The organism is Amycolatopsis sp. MEPSY49 (genome assembly GCF_051337345.1).
Classification (GTDB): domain Bacteria; phylum Actinomycetota; class Actinomycetes; order Mycobacteriales; family Pseudonocardiaceae; genus Amycolatopsis.
This window is the reverse complement of record NZ_JBDLYJ010000003.1, coordinates 228301-251245: the sequence shown is the minus strand read 5'-3', so window position 1 is coordinate 251245 and position 22945 is coordinate 228301. Positions and strand designations below refer to the sequence as shown.

The following is a 22945-nucleotide window of genomic DNA, read 5'->3' as shown; positions in this document are numbered from 1 at the left end:
CGTAGCCGACCCCGCACGGCTGACCGTTTTGCCGGTCGGATTCCGGTCGCCGGCCGGGCCCCGGATGACGTGAACGACTCATTCACGTCATCCGGCGACAGGAATGAGTCATTCACGTCGTTTCCGCACGCGGCCCGGCCGGACCTCCGCTCAGCGGCCTTGCGGGTGCAGCTTCGTCGACCACAGCGACGCCCCGGTGGCGTCCCGCAGGTCCACCGTCAGATCACCGCTCCCGCCGTCGATGTTCAGCTCGCCGAAGTGCTGGAAGCCGTCGATCGGGGCCGTGTTCGCCGTCGGCGGGGCGTGCACGAACACCGCCTCCGGGCCGAACGTCGGGTCCAGCTGGTTCGGGCCGAACGCACCCGCGTTCAGCGGCCCCGACACGAACTCCCAGAACGGGTCGAAGTCCTGGAACGCCGCCCGGTCGGGGGAATAGTGGTGCGCCGCCGTGTAGTGGACGTCCGCCGTCAGCCAGACGACGTTGCGGACGCGGCGGCGCTGGATCTCCCGCAGCACCCACGCCAGCTCCGTCTCGCGGCCGCCCGGGGCGCCCGGCAGGTTGTTCGCCACCGCTTCGATGTCCTTGCCGTCCGGGACGACCAGGCCCAGCGGCATGTCCGCCTGGACGATCTTCCACGTCGCCGTGCTGCGGCCGAGGGCGTCGGCCAGCCAGCGGGCCTGCCGGTCGCCGAGGATGTAGCCCGGCTTCGTCTGGTCCGCCGTGTTCGCGTTGCGGTAGGTCCGCATGTCCAGCACGAAGATCTCGGCGCGCGAGCCGTACTCGAAGCTGCGGTACACGCGGCCGTCGACGGCCGACCGCGAGTCGATCGGGTGCCATTCGTGGAACGCCTGGTACGCCCGCGGCGCGAGGACGTCGGTGCGCTTTTCGGTGTAGGCCGGGTTGTCGAGGATTTCGCCCGGGTACCAGTTGTTCGAGACCTCGTGGTCGTCCCACTGGACGTACGAGGGCACCTGCGCGGCGAACCGGCGGAAGTTCTCGTCGAGCCGGTTGTACGCGTGCTGGCCGCGGAACTCGTCGAGCGTCTCGGCGACCTTGGACTTCTCCGCCGTGACTACGTTGCGCCACGTCCGGCCGCCGGGCAGGGCGACCGTCTCCGTCAGCGGGCCGTCGGAGTACACCGTGTCGCCGCTGTGCAGGAACAGATCCGGGCGGCGGGCCGCCATCGCCGAGAAGATCGTCATGCCGCCCAGGGCCGGGTTGATGCCCCAGTTCTGGCCGACGACGTCACCCGACCACACGATCCGGGTGTCGCGGCGGCCCACCGGCGCGGTGGCGAACCGGCCGGTCAGCGGCTCGCTCGTCGCGCGCCCGTCGAGCGACTCCGCCGTGACGCGGTAGTGGTACTCGGTGCCGGGCGCGAGGCCGGCGACGCGGACCTGCCCGGTTCCGCCGGTGGCCGGTCCGGCGAGCGGCCCCGGGACCCGGCGCGCGTGCCGGAACGACGGGTCGCGCGCGATTTCGACGACCAGCCGCGACGGCCGGTCGGCCCGCGACCAGACGATCGCCGAGCCGGGCGTGACGTCGCCGGACTGGACGCCGTGGGTGAGCACGGGCCGGTCGCCGCGCACGAGCGGCGTCGCGGCGAACGCCGTCGAAGGCAGCACGAGACTGGCGGCGGCGCCGGTGAGACCGGCCTTGAGCAGAGTGCGGCGGGAGTGGTGGGTCGGTTCGGTCATGCGCGGTTTCTATCCCGCCGCGGCCAACGCCGGCTTGCGCGCGGGTGAACGAACATTGGGGTTTTCCCCCATACCCGGGGCCGATCGCCGTCGGTAGCGTAGCGATCACGACAAGGGGGTTCGAATGGCAGTCTTCAGGAAGGTGCTCGCCGTCTTCGCGGCGGCGCTTTCGGTCACCACACTCGGCGCGGGGGTCGCGGACGCCGGCGAGGACGGCGGGAAAGCCGTCCTCCGCTACACCGAGCACGGCATCCCGCACATCGTCGCGAAGGACTTCGCCGGCCTCGGTTACGGGTACGGTTACGCGGCGGCGACCGACAACATCTGCGAGCTCGCGAACATCTACCTCACGGTGAGCGCACAGCGGTCGAAGTACCTCGGCCCGGACGGCGGCGGCTACCCGTCGCTGTCGGAAGCGGCGAGCAACCTGCACAGCGACCTGTTCTTCCAGCGGATCAACGACTCGGGCGTCGTCGACCGGCTGGCCGCGCGGCCCGCGCCACAGGGGCCACGGCCCGAGGTCCGGCAGATCGTTTCGGGGTACGTCAAGGGGTTCAACGCCTACCTCGCCCGCACCGGCCGGTCCGGGATCTCCGACCCGGCCTGCCGCGGCGCCGGCTGGGTCCGGCCGATCACCGAACAGGACTTCTACCGGCACTTCTACGCCATCGCCGTCACCGGCGGCCAGGGCGTGGTGACCGAAAGCCTGTTCGCCGCACCACCGTCCGGCGCGACACCGGCGCCGGGCTCGGCCGGCCGGCTCTCCGATCAGGTCGAAAAGGCGTTGAGCGGCAGCGGGCTGGGCAGCAACGGCGTCGCGATCGGCGCGGACGCCACCGCGGCGGGCAAGGGCAGCGTCCTGCTCGGCAACCCGCACTACCCGTGGCAGGCGGGGCGCCGGTTCTGGCAGAGCCAGCTGACCATCCCCGGCAAGTTCGACGTCGCCGGCGCGAGCCTGCTGGGCATGCCGTTCGTCCAGATCGGGCACACCGCCGACGCGACCTGGACGCACACGGTGTCCACGCCGGTCACGTTCGGCCTCTTCGAAGTGCCGCTGCGGGACGGCGACCCGACGACGTACGTGGTCGACGGCAAACCGGAGAAGATGACGTCCCGCGACGTCACGGTCCAGGTGCGCCAGGCCGACGGTTCACTGAAGCCGGTCAGCCAGACCTTCTGGTCGACGCGGTACGGGCCGGTGATGGCCGACTTCCAGGGCGTTCCGCTCCCGTGGACGGCGAAGTCGGCGTATGCGGTCCGCGACGCCAACGCGACGAACCTGCGCGGGCTCAACACGTGGTTCGAGCTGGACCAGGCCCGCAGCACGGGCGACATCGTGCGGGCGCTGAGCCGCACGCAGGGCGTCCCGTGGGTCAACACGATCGCCACCGACCGGGCCGGCAACGCGCTCTACGCCGACATCCAGGTCGTCCCGCACGTCACCGACGAGCTGGCGAAGGCGTGCAGCACCCCGTTGGGGCAGGGGACGTTCGAGCAGGTCGGACTGGCCATTTTGGACGGTTCGAAGTCCTCCTGCCAGTGGGGTTCCGACCCGGGCGCGATCGAACCGGGCATCTTCGCGCCGTCGCGGCTGCCGCAGCAGCAAAGCCGTGACTACGAGCTGAACGCCAACGACAGCGCCTGGCTGGCGAACGCGAAGGCGCCGATCACGGGGTACCCGCGCATCGTCGGCGACATCGGCACCGAACGCTCGCCGCGCACGCGGGAAGCGTTGCTGACCGCCGAAAAGGGCGGCTTCACGACGGACTCGATGAAGAAGATGCTCTTCACCGACCACAGCCTGTTCGCCGACCTGACGGCGGCGGACCTGGCGAAGCTGTGCGCGTCCTTCCCCAGCGGGCAGGCACCGTCGTCGGCGGGCCCGGTGCCGGTCGGGCCGGCCTGCGACGCGCTGGCGAAGTGGGACCACACGTACTCGCTCGACAGCCGCGGTTCGCTGCTGTTCCAACGGTTCGCGGCGCGGCTCGGGAACGTGGACCGGTTCACCGTTCCGTTCGACCCGAAGGCGCCGTTGACCACGCCGAACACGCTCAACGTCGGCAACGCGGACGTACGGAAGGCGTTCGGCGACGCACTGGCCGAACTGCGAGCGGCCGGTCTCGCGCCGGACGCCCGGCTGAGGGACGGGCAAGCGGTGACGCGCAACGGCGAACGCATCCCGATCCACGGCGCCCAGGGCTTCCTCGGCGTGCTCAACGTGATGACGCCGGAGTGGGACCCGGCGCGCGGGAACGTCGAGGTGGCGCACGGGTCGAGCTACATCCAGGTGGTCGGGTTCCGGGGGAACGCGTGCCCGGACTCCTCGACATTGCTGACGTACTCGCAGTCGGCGAACCCGAAGTCGCCGTACTTCAGCGACCAGACGAAGCTCTACAGCCGGGGCGAATGGGTGAAGGGACGCTTCTGCGAAGCGGACATCCTGCGCTCCCCCGCGCTGCGGGTGGTCGTCCTGCGCTGACGTCCCGGGCGGGGGGCGGGCGCTCAGCCGCCCGTCTCCGCCGCCAGCTCGCGCAGATCGGCGAAGGCCTCGTCGAGGTGCTCGTCCAGACTGCGGCCGGATTCCTCGATCCAGGCTCCGGCCGCGTGGTGGAAGGTCACCCAGCCGATGTGGGCGGCCAGCGCGGCGAGCCGGTCGGCGACGCCACGGGCGCGCAGCGCCGCCGCCAGCGCGTCGGTCATCGTCGCGGCCTTGGCCAGGTCGCGTTCGCGCAGCGCCGGGGTCGCGGCGATGACCGCCAGCCGCGGTTCGGCGAACGACCGGTTGACCTCGAGGATCCGCGCGGACTTCCGGAACGCGCGGAGCAGGACTTCGAGCGGCGGCAGGCCATCGGGCGCGCCGGCCACCGACCCGGTCAGGTCCGCGCGGAGGGTGGCTTCGCCGTCGAACAGCACTTCGCGCTTGTCCGGGAAGTGCCGGAAGAACGTGCGTTCGGTGACGCCGGCCCTGGCCGCGATCTCGGCAGTGGTGGTCCGGTCGAAGCCCCGCTCGGCGTACAGCTCCAACGCCGCCTGCTGAAGGCGGCGACGCGCTTCTTCTCCGCTGCGTGGCACCCCGTCAGCTTACCTGTTGTGACAGTGACTGACGCTACGAGGTAGCGTTCGTAGTGTCAGTCACTGTCACTACGAGGGAGAATCCCATGCACGTCTTCGTCACCGGCGGGTCCGGCTTGACCGGCCCCGCCGTCGTCACCGAGCTGATCACGGCGGGGCACACCGTCACCGGCCTGGCGCGGTCGGACGCGTCCGCCGCCCGGCTCGAGAAGCTCGGCGCCGCCGCGCACCCCGGCTCGCTCGACGACCTCGACAGCCTGCGCGCCGGCGCCGAAGCCGCCGACGGCGTCCTGCACATGGCCTTCGGCGGCGACTTCACCGACCTCGAGGACATGACCCGCCGCGACCGGACCGCGATCGAGACGCTCGGCGGGGTCCTGGCCGGCACGGGCAAGCCGTTCGTGAGCACGTCCGGCACCCTGGTCATGCCCGCGGGCCGCGAGAGCACCGAGCGGGACGAGCCCGACGCGGCCGGGCTCGCCGCCTTCCGGATCGCGGGCGAGCGGGCCTGCCTGGACTTCGCCGGGCAGGGGGTGCGGGCGAGCGTCGTCCGGCTCGCGCCGACCGTCCACGGCCCCGGTGACTACGGGTTCATCGGCATGCTCGTCGACACCGCGCGCAAGACCGGGCAGTCGGCTTACGTGGGCGACGGCGCCAACCGGTGGCCCGCGGTGCACCGGCTCGACGCGGCGGTCGTGTTCCGCCTCGCCCTCGAGGAAGCTCCGGCGGGCACCATCCTGCACGCGACGGCCGAAAACGTGCCGTTCCGGAGCATCGCGGAGACGGTCGGACGTGGTCTCGGCCTGCCCGTCGTCTCCCTGACGCCGGAAGAGGCCGCCGGGCACTTCGTCAGCCCGTTCATCGCCCGGGCCTACGGCATCGACGCGCCCGTCTCCAGCGCGGCCACGCGGGAGCTGCTCGGCTGGTCACCCCGGCACCCGACGCTGCTCGACGACGTGGCGAACGGCGACTACCTGGCGTAGGAGGTCAGGGCTGGGGCTGCTGCTGGCTCGCCAGGGTGCCGGCCGCCATGCGGCGGGCGACGTCCTTGCGCAGCCACAGCAGCCACAGCCAGACCGCCAGGAAGAGCACGCCGAGCACGGCGATCGCGGGCAGCCAGAACACCAGCGCGATCAGCACGGCCTGCAGGCCGAGGATGACCGGCACCGCCCACGGGCGCTTGACGAACCCGCAGGTCACGACCAGCAGGACGGCCACCGCGATGACCGTCCAGCCGGTGCCGGTGCTGATCCCGCCGCCGAGCTTGTTGACCACCGGCAGCGCGAGGGCGACCGTGATCGCCTCCATGATCAGGGTTCCCGACATCACGCCGCGGAAGCCCTTCATCGGGTCCTTCGGCTTGGGCGTCTCGTTCGAGGTCACGCCGGCTCCTTCCCGAACAGCGTGCGCGCCTCGCCGGCGGTGACCACCGAGCCGGTGACGAGGACACCGCCGCCGGACAGCGGCTCTTCGGGGTCGTCGCTGGTCTCCACCAGCGCGATCGCCGTCTCGATCGCCGTCTCCAGATCGGTTTCGGCGACCACGCGCTCCTCGCCGAAGATCGAGATCGCCAGCTGGTTCAGCTCTTCCAGCGGCATCGCGCGCGGCGACGAATTGCGCGTCACGACGATGTCGGACACCACCGGCTCCAGCGCGTCGAGGATGCCGTGCGCGTCCTTGTCGGCCATCACGCCGACCACCGCGACCAGGCGGCGGAAGGCGAACTCCTCGGCCACGGTCGCGGCCAGCGCACGGGCGCCGTGCGGGTTGTGCGCGGCGTCGATCATGACCGCAGGCGCGGCCCGGACCCGCTCGAGCCGGCCCGGCGTCTCGACCTCCGCGAACGCCTCGCGGACGGCCTCGACGACCAGCTGCTTGTCCTTGCCCGCGCCGAAGAACGCCTCGACCGCGGCCAGCGCCAGCGCGGCGTTCGCGGCCTGGTGGGCGCCGTGCAGCGGCAGGAAGATCTCGTCGTAGACCCCGCCGAGGCCCTGCAGCTTGAGCAGCTGCCCGCCGACGGCGATCTCCTTTTCGAGCACGCCGAACTCGCTGCCCGCGCGGGCGACCGCCGCGTCGACCTCGACGGCGCGCGCCAGCAGCACCTTCAGCACCTCGGGGTCCTGCTCGGCGATGACCGCGACCGAGCCGGGCTTGATGATGCCCGCCTTTTCGCGCGCCGCGCTGACGGCGTCAGGTCCCAGGTACTCGACGTGGTCGAGGCCGATCGGCGTGATGACCGCGACGTCGGCGTCCGCGACGTTCGTGGCGTCCCAGGCGCCGCCCAGGCCCGCTTCGAGCACGGCGGCCTCCACCGGCGCGTCGGCGAACGCGGCGAACGCCATCCCGGTGAGGATCTCGAACTTGCTCATCGCGACGCCGTCCGCGGCGGCACCGTCCACCATGGACACGTACGGCGCGATGTCGTGCCACAGCTCGGCGTAGCGCGCGGCGGAGATCGGCTGCCCGTCGAGCGCGATCCGCTCGGTGACCAGCTGCAGGTGCGGGCTCGTGTAGCGGCCGACGCGCAGGCCCATCCGGGTCAGCAGCGCGTCGATCATCCGGGCCGTGGAGCCCTTGCCGTTCGTGCCGGCGACGTGCAGCACCGGGTAGCCCTTGTTCGGCTCGCCCAGCAGCTGCGTCAGCGCGGAGATCCGGGTCAGCGACGGCTCGATCTTCGTCTCGGGCCAGCGCTGGTTCAGCTCGGCCTCGACGGCCAGCAGCTCGCGTCGCGCTTCGGGCCCGTTCGGGTCGCCGTACACCGCGGCTTCGCCCTGGTCGTCGAGTTCGTGCAGCTCGGCGTCCTCGGGCACGGTCAGGTCGGGCACCGGGCCGGTGGCGAGGTTGTCGCCCAGCTGGCCGACGCCGCCGATGCCGCCGCGCGCGCCGCCGCCCGCTTCGAACGCGGTGTCGCGGACGTCCAGCTCCGGGTCGTGGTCGTCGGACTCCTCGTACCCCGACGTCCCCAGTTCGTCGACGCCCGCGAAGCTGTCGAGATCCGACAGGTCCGGCCTGCGACCTGTCTCATCCTGCGGCACTGATTCTCCTCCGGCCTGGGGTTTTCGGCTTGCCTTGCGAGTCTACGTGCGGGCGCGGTGGCACTCTCGACGCATGCCGTTCAACCACAACGACCACTACCACCCGCTGCTGCTGGACCACCTGCCGCCGGGCCCGGGGATCGCGCTGGACGTCGGGTGCGGCACGGGCCGCTTCGCGCGGCGGCTGGCCGCGACCGGCATGGCGGTGGAGGCGGTCGACGTCTCCGCGGCGATGGTCGAGGCGGCGGCGGGCCTCGGCTCCCCGGGACCGGGCGAGATCGTCTACCGGCAGGCCGACGTCACGACCGATCCCCTGCCCGAGGCCCACTACGACTTCATCTCGTGCCTGGCCTCGCTGCACCACATGCCGATCGAGACGCTCGCCAAGCTGCGCCGCGCGCTGGTGCCGGGCGGGGTGCTGGTGGTGCGCGGCCGGGCCCGACCGCGCACGCCGGCGGCCTGGGCGCGGGGCGTGGCGGCGGTGCCGGTGAACCCGCTCGCGCCGCTCGCCACGCGGCGCCGCGCGCGGGTGCCGGGGGGGGTGGTGGGGGTGCTCGGCCTGGCCAGACCGAGCACGCCGGCGGACTGGGCGCGGGCCGTGGCGGCGGTGCCGGTGAACGCGCTCGCGCGGCTCGTCGTCTACGCCGGTGAGCGGCTGAACGGCGGCGCCGAGGACGGCCCGAAGGCCCCGGTCGTCGACGACTACCCGACGCTCGCCGAAGTGCGGCGCGAGGCGGCCCGGCTGCTGCCCGGGAGCACGGTCCGGCCGTTGCTGTTCTGGCGCACGCTGATCACTTACCGTGAGCACGGCGACGGTGACCCGACTGGCGGGTGAAGTTCATCCCCGTCGCCGACCGGTCCTCGCTAGATGTGGAGGCAGCGTTTCCACCAGCGAGAACGGGGTCTTCATGCGCATCACCCGGCTGCTCACCGCCGTCGTCTCGGCAGCCGTCCTGCTGCCGGCGTCGGCCACTGTGGCGTCTCCGGCGTCCGCGGCGACCGTCGGCAGCTACGTCGCCCTCGGCGACTCCTACACCTCCGGGCCGTTCATCCCGGCCCAGCGGTTCGACCCGGTGGGCTGCGGGCGCTCCACCGCGAACTACCCGTCGGTGCTGGCCGCGGCGCTGCACCCGAAGCAGTTCACCGACGTCAGCTGCGCCGGCGCGGACACCACGAACATGACCCGGCCGCAGAGCGTGCCGTTCAACGGGACCAACGCGCCGCAGCTGGACGCGCTGCGGGTCGACACCGACCTGGTCACGGTCGGCATCGGCGGCAACGACTACGGCGTCTTCGGCAGCCTGACCTCGACGTGCCCGGGCCTGCGGGCGAGTGACCCGACGGGCAACCCCTGCGAAAAGCACTTCGACGGCTCGGTCGCGACCACGATCGAGAACATCGGCCCCCGGGTCGAGCTGGTGCTCGCCGCGATCCGCGAGCGCTCGCCGAAGGCGCGGGTCCTGCTGGTCGGCTACCCGCGGATCGCGCCGGACAAGGGCTACTGCCCGGACGTGCTGCCGTTCGCCGACGGCGACTACGCGTGGCTGAACAGCGTCGAGGAGAAGCTGAATCAGACGCTGTCCGAGGCCGCGGACGCGGACGGCGCGCAGTTCGTCGACACGTTCGGCCCGTCCCGCGGCCACGACGCGTGCGCGCGCGGCGGCTCGGCGTGGATCAACGGGAAGGACCAGAACATCTTCGAGGCGGCCGCCTACCACCCGCTCAAGGCGGGCATGGCGGGCGTGGCGGCGGTGGTGCTCAAGTCGATTCGCTGAGGAACTCCAGCACGAGCCGGGCGAACTCGTCCGGCAGCTCGGCCGGGGCACCGTGCCCCGCGTCGATCTCGGCGGCGCGCGCGCCCGGGATCGCGGCGACCAGCTCCCGCTGCTGCTCCGCCGTGACCAGCCGGTCGTGCGCGCTGCCGAGAACCAGAACTTCTGCGGCGATTTTCCCCAGGATCGGGCGGAGGTCGACGGTCCGGTCGGCCTCGATCTGGCGGGCCGTCCCGTGCTGGATCGCCGGTTCAAGGGTCTTGACGAGCTGTTCGTTGCTCTCGGCGGTCGCCTGTTCCCAGTAGCGCGGGCCGAACGCCATCAGCGGGAGCATGCGGGCGAAGGTCCCGGTGTCGAGCAGGTCCAGCCAGTAGCGGAACTCGGCGTCCTGCCGCGTGTCGGTCGCGGGCCAGGCGGCGTGCAGGACCGCTTTCCGGACACGGTCCGGGCGGGTGGCGGCCAGGTGCGCCGCGACCACCGCGCCGAGGGAGTGGCCGACGACGTCGGCTTCTTTCACACCGGCGTGGTCCAGCACGGCTTCGGCCTGGGCGGCGAGGGCTTCGACGGTGATCGGGCCGCCGTCGTCGACGGTCAGACCCGAGCCGGGGAAGTCGGGGGCCAGGACGGTTCGGTCTCGTGCTTCCGCGGTCAGCGGTCCCCACTGTTCGCGGGAGGCGGCGGTGCCGTGCAGCAGGAGCAGCGCGGGGCCGTCGCCGGTCCGGTCGTAGTGGACGACGGCGTCTTCGAGCGTCACTTTCGGCATGGTTCAGGCGATCTCTCGGAGGGCGGCGGTGAACGCGCGCGGGTCTTCCTGGTGCGGGATGTGGCCACAGTTTTCGAGGACGCGCACCTTCGCGCCGGGCGTTTCCGCAGCGCACTCACGCGGGACTTCGAGGGGGATCTGGGTGTCCAGTTCGCCGTGCAGGTAGGTGATCGGCACCTTCAGGTCCTTCAGCCGGGGCCGCGGGTCGTAGGTGGTGATCTCGGTGAAGTGGGCGTCGATGTAGACGCCGGAGTCGAGCAGCTGGCGGACGGTCCAGTCGACCAGCGCGGGCGACGCCTTCGGGCCGAACCAGCCGGGCACCCAGCCGGCGACGGTGCCGAAGCGGTCGTCGACGAGCTTCGTCAGGAGGTCCTGCACGGTCTCGCGCATGCCGGTGCTCGGCCAGTACCCGGGACTGTCGACGGCGACTGCGTGGTGCACGAGTTCGGGCCGGGCGAGAGCGAGTTCGGTGGCGAAGACGCCGGCGATGCTGGAACCGACGACGGTCGGATGTGTGTCCAGCATTTCGATCACCGCGGCGAGGTCGTCGACGACTCCGGCGATGGAGTTGCCGTCGAGCGGGCGGTCCGAGCGGCCGCAACCGCGCCAGTCGAGGGTGATGACGCGGTGGTCGCGCACGAGATCGGGCAGGCAGGCCTGCCAGACGCGGCCGCTGGCGCCCCAGCCGTGCAGGAGCAGCAGGGCCGGGCCGGTGCCGGCGTCTTCGTAGTAGAGGCGGGTGTCGTTGACGTTCAGGTAGGGCATGTCTCGAGCTTGGCGCTCTTTTTCGCGGGCATCGATGGGCAGTCCGCTCGTACACTCATCACGAAAGCTGATGAGTGGAGTGGGGCCGGTGGAACTGCGGCAGCTGAGGTACTTCGTAGCGGTGGCCGAGGAGCTGCACTTCGGCCGCGCGGCGGAGCGGCTGCACATCGTCCAGCCCGCAGTGAGCCAGCAGGTCCGGCGGTTGGAGCGTTTGCTGGGCGTGTCGTTGTTCTCGCGAACGACGCGGGCGGTGACTTTGACGGAGGCGGGGCAACGGTTCCTGCCGCACGCGCGGGCGGTGCTGTCGGCGGCCGACCGGGCGGCGGATTCGGTGGCGGAGTTCCGTGCGTCCGGTTCATCGGTCCGGCTCGGGACCAGCGAAGGGCTGGGTGATCGGCTGGATCTCCTGCTGGGGGCGTTCGCCCGGTTGGCGCCTTCGGTTTCCTTGGAGTTGGTGCATGCGCCGACTACTCAGCGTTTGGAGCGGGTTCGGGACGGTTCCCTGGACGCGACCATCGTGCGGGGGTCCTGGCCTTCGTCCGCGCTCGACCTCACTCCTTTGTGGATGGACGAGGTTTTGGTGGCACTGCCTGCTTCGCACTCTTTGGCTTCTTCTGTTGAGGTCCCTTTTGCTTCGCTGGCTTCACTTCCGGTGCGGTTGAGCCCGCCTTCCCGGAACCGGCCGTTGTTCGACTTGGTGGTGTCGTGCTGCCGGGAGGCGGGGTTCGAGCCGGTGCTGGGCCCGGATTTCACGACGGCGCAGGACACGTTGGGAACGCTGGGGTATGGGCGTCCACATTGGACGGTTTTCTACCGGGCGCACGCCAATTTGCTGCCCGTGCCGGGGGTGGTGTTCCGGCCGCTTCGGGACCCTACGCCGCGGATGCAGACGTACTTGGCGACGCCGGCGGAGCGCCGGGTGACCCCGGAGGTGGTGGCGCTGATCGAAGCGGCCCGAACCATCGAAGCCGGCTGAACACCCTGCGCGGCGCGTTGCCCTGACCCCGGCTCGCCGATGGGCCATCATGTCGGGGTGGCCGACGCCGAGCCGAGTAGTAAGCCTGCCGAAAAAGAGCAGAAGCCGCCCGAGGGCTTGTCCCAGTTCATCGGCAAGGTGCTCGACCAGTTGAGTTTGAGCGCTTGGATGCCGGCGGCCATGCTGGTCGGCTGCGGCGCGGTGCTGCTCCAGCTTCGCAGCCGCGGAGACTTCAATCTGGGCAAAGCGGTAGTCGACTTGACCAACAAGCCGCTGGGCATCCTGGTGGTGCTGCTGTTCGCCCTGGTCCTGGCAGCGCTGGTCAGTCAAGCTTTCTCGTTCTCCGCGATCCGCTTCTTCGAGGGTTACTGGAAGGGCCCACTCGTCTGGCTGGGCGTGTACCGCCTAATGGTCCGACGCAAGGCGAGGAAGAGAGCCAAGCTAGCCAAGAAGCTGGCGGACGAGACACAGGAAGCCTTCGGGACGGCTGTGCTGAGGATGCTCACTCGCGAGTTCGAGCCGTCGTTCATCAGAGCGGTCGCCGAAGCGTTCTACTCAGAGGATGAACCGACGACTCTGGAAAAGAAGCGGGCTGCCGCCTTCAACTGGCAGGCTCTGCTCTCTCCCGACACGACCAGCAAGCTGTCGAGGATCAAGCAGGCGAAGGAGGACTATCCGGCCGCACACCGAACGCTGCCGACGAAGCTGGGCAATATCCTGCGCGCCACCGAGGATTCGATCACCAACAAAGATCAAGAGACGCAGGGCCTCGTTCTGCAGCGTGGCGACGCCATCCCAGCTCGACTGAGGCTCCACCATGACCAATTCCGCACTCGTCTCGACATGTACTGCACCCTGGTGTTCGTCTATCTCGGGCTGGCGGGTTTCACCGTCGCGCTGCTCGTCCCCGCGCAGAATTCGCCGATCGGTATCGTTGTGATCACGTCGGCGTTCCTGCTGCTGGCCATCGCGAGCTACTCGGCCGCGATCACGAGCGCCCGGGGATACTGCACAACCTTGAAAGTGATCTTTCCTGCGCGCGCCTCTTGAGCGCCGGCTTCACCGCCTGCCGCCCGCGACCGGCTCCATCGGTACACCGTGCTTGGGGCAATCGGGCTGACTGAACGAACGACTCGTCTTGCGGCAGCCTGGCATCGGACACCGGTACCGCTTCATCTGCAGCTCGGAGTCCCCCGGGAGCCGGTCGTCGACCACGATCCGACTTTCCCCCTGAGCAACGCAGGTGTCAACGCGCTGACTGCCGTCAAGAACTATTGACCACTCAGCAGTTCTTGGTCAGCTTCCCACCTCGTTACGACAAAGCCCGGCGCTCCGCGCGAGAGCACCGGGCTTCGTCCAACAGCCTCAGGAAGCCGGCAGGGCGGCCAACCGGGCCGTGATGCGGTCGATGTCCGCCACCGCCGTCTCGCGACGGGTCTTGATCTTGTCGACCACGTGCTCCGGGGCCTTGGCGATGAACGCCTCGTTGCCCAGCTTCGCCTCCGTCTGGGTCAGCTCCTTCTGGGCCGCCGCCAGGTCCTTCTCCAGGCGCTTGCGCTCCGCCGCCACGTCGACCGTTCCCGACAGGTCCAGCTCCACCGTCACCACGCCGGCCGCCAGGGCCACCTCGAGCGAGGCGCTCGCCGCAAAGTCTTCAGCAGCAGGAGTCAACCGGACCAGCGACCGGACCGCCTCTTCGTGGCCGCCCTCGTAACCCGCGAGACGCGCCGCCACCTTCTGGCCCGGCTTCAGGCCCTGGTCCGCGCGGAAGCGGCGGATCTCCGTCACCAGCTTCTGGACGTCCGCGATCCGGGCGTCCGCCGACGAATCCGCGTAACCCTCGAACGGCGCCGGCCAAGCAGCGACGACCAAAGACGAGCCACCCGTCAACGCCGTCCACAGCTTCTCCGTGATGAACGGGATGAACGGGTGCAGCAGCCGCAGCACCGTGTCCAGCACGTGCCCGAGGACAGCGCGAGTCGAAGAAACCCGCGAGGAGTCCCCTTGGTACAGCTGGACCTTCGCCAGCTCCAGGTACCAGTCGCACAGCTCGTTCCACGTGAACTGGTAGAGCGCGCCCGCCACCTTCGCGAACTGGAAGTCCTCGAACAGGCCGTCCACTTCGGACACCAGTGCGCCCAGGCGGCCCAGGATCCAGCGGTCCGCCTCCGTCAGGTCAGCAGCCGGCGGCAGAGCAGACGAGACCGACGCCCCGTTCATCATCGCGAACTTCGTCGCGTTCCACAGCTTCGTGCAGAAGTTGCGCGACCCCGCCGCCCACTCGTCCGCCAACGCCATGTCCGCGCCCGGGTTCGCTCCGCGCGCGAGAGTGAACCTGGTCGCGTCCGCGCCGTACGCGTCCATCCACTCCAGCGGGTCGATCACGTTGCCACGCGACTTCGACATCTTCTTGCCCTGCGCGTCGCGGATCAGGCCGTGCAGGTACACGTGGTCGAACGGCTGCTTCCCCTTCATCTGGTGCACGCCGAACATCATCATCCGGACGACCCAGAAGAACAGGATGTCGTAGCCGGTCGACAGCACGCTGGTCGGGTAAAAGCGCGCCAGGTCTTCGGTGTCAGAAGGCCACCCCAGCGTCGACATCGGCCACAGACCGGACGAGAACCACGTGTCCAGCACGTCCGGGTCCTGCGTCCAGCCTTCGCCGGACGGCGGCTGCTCGTCCGGGCCGACGCACACCACTTCGCCGTCCGGTCCGTAGTACACCGGGATGCGGTGGCCCCACCACAGCTGGCGCGAAATCGTCCAGTCGTGCATGTTGTCGACCCAGTCGAAGTACCGCTTGCCCAGCTCCGGCGGGTGGATCTTCGTCCGGCCGTCGCGGACCGCGTCGCCGGCCAGCTTGGCCAGCTCCTCGACCTTGACCCACCACTGCAGCGACAGCCGCGGCTCGACGACCGTGTCGCACCGGGAGCAGTGCCCGACCGCGTGCACGTACGGCCGCTTCTCCGCGACGATCCGGCCCATCTCACGCAGGGCCGCGACCACCGCGGGCCGCGCCTCGAAGCGGTCGAGACCCTGGAACGGGCCCGGGACCGTGATCTCGGCGCGCTCGTTCATCACCGTGAGCATCGGCAGGTCGTGGCGGCGGCCGATCTCGAAGTCGTTCGGGTCGTGCGCCGGGGTGACCTTCACCGCACCCGTGCCGAACTCCGGGTCGACGTGCTTGTCGGCCACGATCGGGATGCGGCGGCCGGTCAGCGGCAGCTCGACCTCGGTGCCGACCAGGTGCGCGTACCGCTCGTCGTCCGGGTGGACGGCGACCGCGGTGTCGCCCAGCATCGTCTCCGCGCGGGTCGTCGCCACCACGATCGCGTCGGCGCCGTCGCCGTAGCGGATCGACACGAGCTCGCCGTCGTCGTCGTTGTGGTCGACCTCGATGTCCGACAGCGCCGTCTGGCAGCGCGGGCACCAGTTGATGATCCGCTCGGCGCGGTAGATCAGGCCCTCGTCGTAGAAGTTCTTGAACACCGTCTGGACGGCCTTCGACAGGTTCTCGTCCATGGTGAAGCGCTCGCGCGACCAGTCGACGCCGTCGCCGAGGCGCTTCATCTGGCCGAGGATCTTGCCGCCGTACTCGGCCTTCCACTCCCAGACGCGCTCGACGAACTTCTCGCGGCCCAGGTCGTGGCGCGACAGGCCCTCACCGGCCAGCTGGCGCTCGACGACGTTCTGCGTCGCGATGCCCGCGTGGTCCATGCCCGGCAGCCACAGCACCTCGTAGCCCTGCATGCGACGGCGGCGGCTCATCGCGTCCATCAGGGTGTGGTTGAGGGCGTGGCCCATGTGCAGCGAACCGGTGACGTTCGGTGGCGGCAGTACGATCGAGAACGGCGGCTTCCCCGACGAGGCGTCGGCCGTGAAGTACCCGGCCGCTACCCAGCGGTCGTACATCGGTGCTTCCTCGGCGGCCGGGTCCCAGGCACCCGGAAGGTCGGTGGTCTGCTGCGGAGCGTTCTCGGTCACAATGGACAAGTCTACGAACCCGTCACGGCGGGTCACCCAGGGGGAAGGCACTCTCGGATGGCACAGCCTCAGCAGCCGCAGGATCCGGACGACCGGCGCCTGGAGACGCACCCCGACCTGATGAACCCGGACTGGCAGAAGTACGCCGAACGGGACGCCTGGCTGGGCGCGAAGAAGGACCTGAAGAAGCGCCGCAAGCGCGAACGCCGCACCGGCGGTTACCAGCAGCCCGGGCACAGCCGGTGGCCGGGCGTGCTCGCGCTGTCGCTGGTCGTCCTGCTGGTCGTGGCGGCCATCGTCGTGCACCAGATCCAGGGCGTCGGCGTCAACGAGGACGCGTTCCTGTTCTTCGGCTCGTGACGCCGTAACGCCCGGCCCCCGCCGTCGATGATCAGGCATCGACCTTGGGGGCAAGCACGTGGACGACGACAACCTGCTCGACTCGCACCCGGACCTGATGGACCCGGACTGGCGCAAGCACGCCCAGACCGACGCCTGGCTGGGCGCCAAGCAGGACCGCAAGCAGTTCCGCAAGCAGCAGAAACGCGCCTCGCGGAAACCCGGGCGGCGCTGGTGGGTCTTCGGCGTGTTCGTGCTGATCCTCGCCGTGACGACGGCCGCGATCGTGTACGTCGGCCGCCGGCCGGGACCGGCCCGGGAGGCCGTCCCGGAGATCCCGAACCCGACGAGCGTGCCGGACTACGCCCACGTCGACCTGGCCCGGCCGTACGCGGACACCCCCGCCCAGGACTGGCCCAAGGGCCTCGACGGCATCACCGCGGCCCAGGCCGGACCTGCCGAAGCCGACGCGTACGCCAAGGTCAAGCAGGTGATCTCCGCGGCCCGGCTCGATCCCGCGGTGCTGACCGGTCACGACGCGAAGGCCTTCCTCGCCCTGTTCGCGCCGGACATGCGCGAGCACCTGACCGACGTGTTCGCCCGCAAGCCGGCGAAGGACGTCGCGAGCTTCGACTCCTACGTGACCGAAATCGCGGACGGCTACCACCTGCTCGACGCCGGGCCCCGCACGTTCGGCACCCTCGCGGCGCACCCCGGCGCCAAGCCCGGTGAGCTGGCCGTCGACGCCAAGTACGTCGTCGCGTACGCCTTCGACAACGTCCACCCGGAGGGGCTGACCAGCCCGAACGAGATCGTCAGCTTCCTACGCGTGGACGAGACGTACGTGTTCCGCAGCGGCAAGAGCTTCGCGAAGAGCAGCAACGGGCTCTGGCTCGAGAACGTCCACAGCGCGTTCTCGTCGGTCGGCTGCGCCGCCGCCAGGGAGGGCTTCCTCGCCCCCGGCTACGCGAACCCGCCGGCCGGCCCGGGCACCGGCGCGGACCAGGACGCGCCCGGGTACTACGACCCGAAGTACCCGGTCCCGGACCTCGACGGCTGCCACGACTAGAGGTCCGTCACAGCCCGATGCACAGTCTGAACTGTACAGTTAGACTGTGTGCATGGGCGAAGTACCCGCACACGTGGCCGAAAGCGCCGGCTGGCTCCGCGGTGTCGTCGCGCAGCTGCACCGGCGGCTGCGCCACGTCGACAACGCCGGGATCCTGACGCCGTCGCAGTCCGCCGTGCTCAACCGGCTGCACCGCGAAGGTCCCGCGACGCAAGGTGAGCTGGCCGCCGCCGAGCACGTGCGGCAGCAGTCGATGGCCGCCACCCTCGGGGTCCTCGACGAGCTCGGCTACCTCGCCCGCACCCCCGACCCGGCCGACCGGCGCCGCGTCGTGATCAGCCTGTCCGAGGCCGGCCGCGACACCGTGCGCGGCATCCTCCAGCACCGCGAGGAATGGCTCGCCCAGGCGCTGGCGGACGCCCTGTCCCCCGCCGAGCTCGAGATCGTCACCCGGGCGCTGCCGCTCTTGCAACGCGTAGCCCAGCACTAGAAGGAGTCCTCACGACCACCCTCACCGCTCCCGCGAAGTTCGGTACCCGCCTGGTCTCCCCGCTGGTGGCCGGCGCGGTGCTCAACCCGATCAACTCCACGCTCATCGCCGTCGCGCTCGTGCCGATCGGGCAGAGCTTCGGCGCCGGCCCCGGCCAGACCGCGTGGCTGATCTCGGCGCTCTACCTGGCCACCGCGGTCGGGCAGCCGGTGGTCGGCCTGCTCGTCGACCGCTACGGCGCCCGCCGCGTCCTGCTCGGCGGCGCGACGCTGGTGATCATCGCCGGGATCGCCGGCCTGCTCCCGATCTCCGTCGGCTGGCTGACCGGCGTGCGCGTCGTGCTGGGCTTGGGCACCTGCGCCGGGTTCCCGGCCGCGATGGCCGTGCTGCGCCACCACGCGGAAGCCACCGGGCAGGGCGTGCCCGCCCGCGTGCTGGCGCTGCTGTCGATGTCCGCGCAGACGGTGATGGTGATCGGCCCGACGCTCGGCGGGGTGCTGATCGCCCTGTTCGGCTGGCCGGCGATCTTCGCGGTGAACATCCCCCTCGCCGGGCTGTCACTGGTGCTGGCGCTGCTGTGGGTGCCGAAGAGCGACCGCGGCGAGCGCACGGCGAAGCGGATCGACGTCCTGGGCATCGCGCTGTTCTCGGCGACCCTGCTGGCGCTGCTGTTCTTCCTGATGGACCCCGGCACCGACAGCTGGGTGCTCGCCCTCGTCGCGGTCTTCGGCGCCGCGTTCACGCTGGTCGAGCTGCGTCGCGGCGACCCGTTCCTCGACCTGCGGATGCTCGCGGCCAACCGGGCGATCCTGCGCACCTACCTGCGGCAGGCCCTGAGCTTCATGGCCATCTACGCGATCATGTTCGGCTACGTCCAGTGGCTGGAGACGACGCGGCAGCTGTCCGAGGAGGCCGCCGGGCTGATGCTGCTGCCGATGTCGGGCACGGCGGTGTGCGCGGCGGCGTTCTCCGGGCGCGCGTCCGGGATCCGCGCGCGGCTGATCACGGTCGCGGTGGCCCTCGTCGGCGGCTCGGCGCTGCTGCTGCTCGTCCACGACGGCACGTGGGTCGGCGCGCTGCTGGCGCTGGCGGCGTTGTTCGGCCTGGCCCAGGGCCTGACGAGCGTCGCGAACCAGACGACGCTCTACCGCGAGGCACCGGCCGACCAGATGGGCACCGCGAGCGGCCTGTTCCGCACGGCGCAGTACTTCGGCGCGATCGTGGCGTCGACGCTCATCGCGCTTTGCTATGGCCCGCACGCGGACTCGGCCGGCCTGCACCGGCTGGCTTTGGCGCTGGTCGTCGTCAGCGTCCTGCTGCTCGTCGTCACCGTCGCCGACCGGGGGTTGCGCGCCGCCGAAGCGTGACCCCGTGTTCGCGTTCCGGATCATCGAGGCGCACGATGAACGCATGACCCGTGAAGCGCCGGTGCAGGACGTGGACGAGAACCGCCTCGAGGTGGGCAAGCCGAAGGGCTGGGCGGCCGGGATACCGGGCGTGGCCGTTTCGCTCGCGCGCAGCGTCGAGCAGATGGGCACCGGCCGGACGGTCAAGGCGCTGCGGCTGCTGAACCAGCGCGAGGGCTTCGACTGCCCGGGCTGCGCGTGGCCGGAACCGCGCGAGGTCGACGGCGAAAAGCGCAAGCTGGCCGAGTTCTGCGAGAACGGCGCCAAGGCCGTCGCCGAGGAAGCCACGAAACGGCGCGTAGACCGCGAGTTCTTCGCGAAGCACCCGATCGAGGACCTCCGCGCCAAGACCGACTACTGGCTCGGGCAGCAGGGCCGGATCACCGAGCCGTTCGTGCTCCGCGCAGGCGCGACGCACTACGAACCGATCTCCTGGGACGACGCGTTCGAGCTGGTCGCCGGCGAGCTGAAGGCGCTGACCGACCCCAACGAGGCGATCTTCTACACCTCGGGCCGCACCAGCAACGAAGCCGCGTTCCTCTATCAGCTGCTGGTGCGCTCCTTCGGCACCAACAACCTGCCGGACTGCTCCAACATGTGCCACGAGTCGTCGGGCGCGGCCCTCTCCGCGACGACCGGTGTCGGCAAGGGCTCGGTCAGCCTCGCCGACATCCACAAGGCCGACCTCATCGTGGTCGTCGGGCAGAACCCGGGCACCAACCACCCGCGGATGCTCTCGGCGCTGGAAGAGGCCAAGGGGAACGGCGCGAAGATCATCGCCGTCAACCCGCTGCCCGAGGCCGGGCTGATGCGGTTCAAGAACCCGCAGAACGTCCGCGGCGTCGTCGGCAAGGGCACACCGCTGGCCGACGAGTTCGCGCAGATCCGCCTCGGCGGCGACCTCGCGCTGTTCCAGGCCGTCGGGCACCTGCTGCTGGCGTGGGACGAGGAAGCGCCCGGCGCGATCGTCGACCGCGACTTCGTCGAGCGGGTCACCGAGGGCTTCGACGACTACGCCAAGCACCTGCGCGAGATCGACTGGACCGAGGTCGAGCGCGCCACCGGGCTGCCGCGCGAGCAGATCGAGCGCGTCGCGCGGATGATCGCCTCCTCCGAGCGCACGATCTACTGCTGGGCGATGGGCCTGACGCAGCACAAGCACGCCGTCCCGACCATCTCCGAGATCGCGAACCTGGCGCTGATGCGCGGGATGATCGGCAAGCCGGGCGCGGGCCTGTGCCCGGTGCGCGGTCACTCGAACGTCCAGGGCGACCGGACCATGGGCATCTGGGAGAAGATGCCACAGTCTTTCATGGACGCACTGGCCGCCGAATTCGGCGTCGAGGTCCCGCGCGAGCACGGCTTCGACACCGTCGACGCGATCCGGGCGATGCGCGACGGCCGCGGCAAGGTGTTCTTCGCCGTGGGCGGCAACTTCGCGTCGGCGACGCCCGACACCGAGGCGACCGAGAAGGCGCTCGAGTCGTGCTCGCTGACCGTGCACGTCTCGACGAAGCTGAACCGGTCGCACGTCGTGCACGGCCGCACCGCGCTGGTCCTGCCGACGCTCGGCCGCACCGAGCGGGACGTCCAGGCGAGCGGCGAGCAGTTCGTCACGGTCGAGGACTCGATGTCGCAGGTGCACACCTCGCGCGGGCGCCTGAAGCCGGCGAGCGAGCACCTGCTGTCGGAGGTCGCCATCGTCTGCCGGCTGGGCGAGACGCTGTTCGGGGCCGGGCACGCCGTGCCGTGGCGGACGTTCGAGACGGACTACGACCTGATCCGCGACCGCATCTCCCGGGTCGTGCCGGGCTGCCAGGACTACAACCGCCGCGTCCGCGAGCCGGACGGGTTCGTGCTGCCGCACGCGCCGCGCGACTCGCGGGAGTTCACCGGGACGGCCAACGGCAAGGGCAACTTCACGGTGTCCGAGCTGGAGTACCCGGCGGTGCCCGAAGGCCGGCTGCTGCTGCAGACCATGCGCAGCCACGACCAGTACAACACCACGATCTACGGGCTGTCCGACCGCTACCGCGGCATCGAGAACGCCCGCCGGGTGGTGCTGGTGAACCCGGCCGACATCGCGGCGCTCGGCCTCACCGACGGCGCGCTGGTGGACCTGGTCTCGGAGTGGCGCGACGGCGACCGCCGGGCGCCGGCGTTCCGCGTCGTGTCCTACCCGACGGCCCCCGGCTGCGCGGCGGCGTACTTCCCGGAGGCCAACGCGCTGGTGCCGCTGGATTCGGTGGCGGAGAAGTCGAACACGCCGGTGTCGAAGGCGATCGTGGTGCGCCTCGAACCTCAGGCCTGACGGGCCGGCTCCGTCGCGGCGGCGGGCAGGTCGCGGCCGGTCCGGCTCGGACCGGCGACGACGATGGCCGTCGCCGCGACGAGCACGGCCATGACCGCCCACACCGCCGCGCGCGGTCCGGCCAGCGACCCGAGGGCCCCGGCGAGCAGGGCGCCGGCGGCGCTCGAGCCGTTCGCCAGCAGGCTGCTCGTCGCGACGACCCGGCCGCGCACGTCCGGCGGCGGGTAGGTCTGCCGGAAGCCCGCGGCGAGCACGTTCGCGGCCACCACGGCCGCGCCGACGGCGATCCCGCCGGCCGCCGCGAGGACCAGGCCGGGACCGGGTGCCGTCAGGGGGATGAGCAAGCCGAGCGGGGTCAAGGTGAGCAGGCAGACCAGCAGGCTGCGCGCACTGCCCCAGCGCCGCGCGAGCCGGACGGCGAGGGCCGCGCCGAGCACCCCACCGGCCCCGGCGCCGCCACCAGGACGCCCACGGCGGCCGGGGCGACGCCCACCACCTGCACGAAGAAGACGACCTGGATGGCCTGGTAGCCGGTCAGCGCGACATTGGCGACCGCGCTGAACGAGACCAGCGAGCGCAGGTACCGGTCGTGGGCCACCCACCGCAGGCCGTCGGCGATCTCCCGGCGCAGGGTGGTCCGTCGCCGGGCCGCCGGGCGGGGTGGTTCCCGCGCGGAGATCGCCGCCAGGCAGCCGGCGGAGACCAGGAACGTCACCGCGTCGACGACCAGGCCGGCCACCGCGCCGGCCCACTGCGCGAGCACGCCCGCCAGGCTCCGGCCGGCGAGCTGCGCGACGGACTCGCCTCCCTGCAGCTTCGCGTTCCCCTCCGGCAGGTCCGCCCGCGCGACGAGGACCGGGAGGTACACGCGGTAGGCGGTGCTGAACAGCACCCCGCTCGCCCCGGTCAGCAGCGCGACCAGGACCAGCTGGGCCACGGTCAGCACGCCCAGCCCGGCCGCGACCGGGACGCTGACGAGCGCCGCGGCCGAAACGACGTCGCAGCTCAGCAGCACGGGCCGACGCGGGAGCCGGTCGACCCACGCCCCGGCCGGCAGGCCGATCAGCAGCCACGGCACCCAGGAAGCGGCCGCGATCAGGCCCACGGTGAACGGGCCGGCGTGCGTCACGAGCACCGCCACCAAGGGCAGCGCGACCGTCGTGACGTTGCTGCCGAGCTTGCTGGTCGTCTCGCCCGCCCACAGCAAGCGGAAGTCCCGGTGCCGCCACAGGCCACCACGCTGTCCGGCCACCCGGCCCCCT

At 71.0% G+C, this 22945-nt stretch carries 20 protein-coding genes; 11 read left to right on the top strand and 9 right to left on the bottom strand.

Annotated features, from left to right (window positions below):
- Positions 1-150 precede the first annotated feature (150 nt).
- On the bottom strand, positions 151-1698 hold the full coding sequence (locus ABFJ78_RS15830; protein WP_436387101.1) for an alkaline phosphatase D family protein: 1548 nt from the start codon (positions 1696-1698) through the stop codon (positions 151-153).
- A 124-nt stretch (positions 1699-1822) separates the two neighbouring features.
- On the opposite strand from ABFJ78_RS15830, the gene ABFJ78_RS15825 reads away from it, so the two are divergent.
- A complete protein-coding gene (locus ABFJ78_RS15825; protein WP_436387100.1) occupies positions 1823-4177 on the top strand; it encodes a penicillin acylase family protein in 2355 nt (784 codons plus the stop codon).
- A gap of 23 nt (positions 4178-4200) precedes the next feature.
- Here ABFJ78_RS15825 and ABFJ78_RS15820 read toward each other — a convergent pair whose 3' ends face one another.
- Positions 4201-4770, bottom strand: a complete 570-nt coding sequence (locus ABFJ78_RS15820) for a TetR family transcriptional regulator (RefSeq protein ID WP_436387099.1) — start codon at positions 4768-4770, stop codon at positions 4201-4203.
- Between the two features lie 86 nt (positions 4771-4856).
- Between ABFJ78_RS15820 and ABFJ78_RS15815 the strand changes: the two genes are divergently transcribed.
- On the top strand, positions 4857-5753 hold the full coding sequence (locus ABFJ78_RS15815) for an SDR family oxidoreductase (protein WP_436387098.1): 897 nt from the start codon (positions 4857-4859) through the stop codon (positions 5751-5753).
- Positions 5754-5757: 4 nt separating this feature from the next.
- Here the strand turns inward: ABFJ78_RS15815 and ABFJ78_RS15810 are convergent, their stop codons facing one another.
- Positions 5758-6117: a DUF4233 domain-containing protein gene (locus tag ABFJ78_RS15810; protein WP_436387788.1), complete on the bottom strand. Its 360-nt coding sequence runs from the start codon at positions 6115-6117 to the stop codon at positions 5758-5760.
- Between the two features lie 32 nt (positions 6118-6149).
- Positions 6150-7805 carry a bifunctional tetrahydrofolate synthase/dihydrofolate synthase gene (folC, locus tag ABFJ78_RS15805; RefSeq protein WP_436387096.1) on the bottom strand — a complete coding sequence of 552 codons (1656 nt, stop codon included), beginning with the start codon at positions 7803-7805 and terminating at the stop codon, positions 6150-6152.
- A 73-nt stretch (positions 7806-7878) separates the two neighbouring features.
- Between folC and ABFJ78_RS15800 the strand changes: the two genes are divergently transcribed.
- A complete protein-coding gene (locus ABFJ78_RS15800) occupies positions 7879-8640 on the top strand; it encodes a class I SAM-dependent methyltransferase (protein ID WP_436387094.1) in 762 nt (253 codons plus the stop codon).
- A gap of 73 nt (positions 8641-8713) precedes the next feature.
- A complete protein-coding gene (locus ABFJ78_RS15795; RefSeq protein ID WP_436387093.1) occupies positions 8714-9580 on the top strand; it encodes an SGNH/GDSL hydrolase family protein in 867 nt (288 codons plus the stop codon).
- On the opposite strand, the gene ABFJ78_RS15790 is transcribed toward ABFJ78_RS15795, so the two are convergent.
- A complete protein-coding gene (locus tag ABFJ78_RS15790; protein WP_436387091.1) occupies positions 9564-10340 on the bottom strand; it encodes an alpha/beta fold hydrolase in 777 nt (258 codons plus the stop codon). The genes ABFJ78_RS15795 and ABFJ78_RS15790 overlap by 17 nt on opposite strands.
- Before the next feature lie 3 nt (positions 10341-10343).
- Complete coding sequence (locus ABFJ78_RS15785) at positions 10344-11105, bottom strand: alpha/beta fold hydrolase (RefSeq protein ID WP_436387090.1); 762 nt, start codon at positions 11103-11105, stop codon at positions 10344-10346.
- 88 nt (positions 11106-11193) lie between these two features.
- Here ABFJ78_RS15785 and ABFJ78_RS15780 point away from each other — a divergent pair, with 88 nt between their 5' ends.
- On the top strand, positions 11194-12081 hold the full coding sequence (locus ABFJ78_RS15780) for a LysR family transcriptional regulator (protein WP_436387088.1): 888 nt from the start codon (positions 11194-11196) through the stop codon (positions 12079-12081).
- A 57-nt stretch (positions 12082-12138) separates the two neighbouring features.
- Positions 12139-13131 carry a hypothetical protein gene (locus tag ABFJ78_RS15775; RefSeq protein ID WP_436387086.1) on the top strand — a complete coding sequence of 331 codons (993 nt, stop codon included), beginning with the start codon at positions 12139-12141 and terminating at the stop codon, positions 13129-13131.
- Positions 13132-13446: 315 nt separating this feature from the next.
- Here ABFJ78_RS15775 and ABFJ78_RS15770 read toward each other — a convergent pair whose 3' ends face one another.
- Positions 13447-16068, bottom strand: a complete 2622-nt coding sequence (locus tag ABFJ78_RS15770; protein ID WP_436387084.1) for a valine--tRNA ligase — start codon at positions 16066-16068, stop codon at positions 13447-13449.
- A gap of 57 nt (positions 16069-16125) precedes the next feature.
- On the opposite strand from ABFJ78_RS15770, the gene ABFJ78_RS15765 reads away from it, so the two are divergent.
- The 5 genes from ABFJ78_RS15765 (at position 16126) to ABFJ78_RS15745 (ending at position 21683) form a co-directional block, all read left to right on the top strand.
- Entirely contained in the window at positions 16126-16428 is a 303-nt protein-coding gene (locus ABFJ78_RS15765) for a hypothetical protein (protein ID WP_436387082.1), read from the top strand.
- 58 nt (positions 16429-16486) lie between these two features.
- On the top strand, positions 16487-17476 hold the full coding sequence (locus ABFJ78_RS15760) for a hypothetical protein (protein WP_436387080.1): 990 nt from the start codon (positions 16487-16489) through the stop codon (positions 17474-17476).
- Positions 17477-17528: 52 nt separating this feature from the next.
- Positions 17529-17966 (top strand): MarR family winged helix-turn-helix transcriptional regulator, encoded by a 438-nt coding sequence (locus ABFJ78_RS15755; RefSeq protein WP_372666620.1) that lies wholly within the window; start codon positions 17529-17531, stop codon positions 17964-17966.
- 65 nt (positions 17967-18031) lie between these two features.
- Positions 18032-19333: an MFS transporter gene (locus ABFJ78_RS15750; protein ID WP_436387078.1), complete on the top strand. Its 1302-nt coding sequence runs from the start codon at positions 18032-18034 to the stop codon at positions 19331-19333.
- Between the two features lie 43 nt (positions 19334-19376).
- A complete protein-coding gene (locus tag ABFJ78_RS15745; RefSeq protein ID WP_436387076.1) occupies positions 19377-21683 on the top strand; it encodes an FdhF/YdeP family oxidoreductase in 2307 nt (768 codons plus the stop codon).
- Here ABFJ78_RS15745 and ABFJ78_RS15740 read toward each other — a convergent pair.
- A complete protein-coding gene (locus ABFJ78_RS15740; RefSeq protein ID WP_436387074.1) occupies positions 21674-22042 on the bottom strand; it encodes a hypothetical protein in 369 nt (122 codons plus the stop codon). The two genes, ABFJ78_RS15745 and ABFJ78_RS15740, sit on opposite strands and share 10 nt — an antisense overlap.
- Positions 22039-22935 carry an MFS transporter gene (locus ABFJ78_RS15735; RefSeq protein WP_436387072.1) on the bottom strand — a complete coding sequence of 299 codons (897 nt, stop codon included), beginning with the start codon at positions 22933-22935 and terminating at the stop codon, positions 22039-22041. The genes ABFJ78_RS15740 and ABFJ78_RS15735 overlap by 4 nt, the downstream gene beginning before the upstream one ends.
- Between the last annotated feature and the right edge of the window lie 10 nt (positions 22936-22945).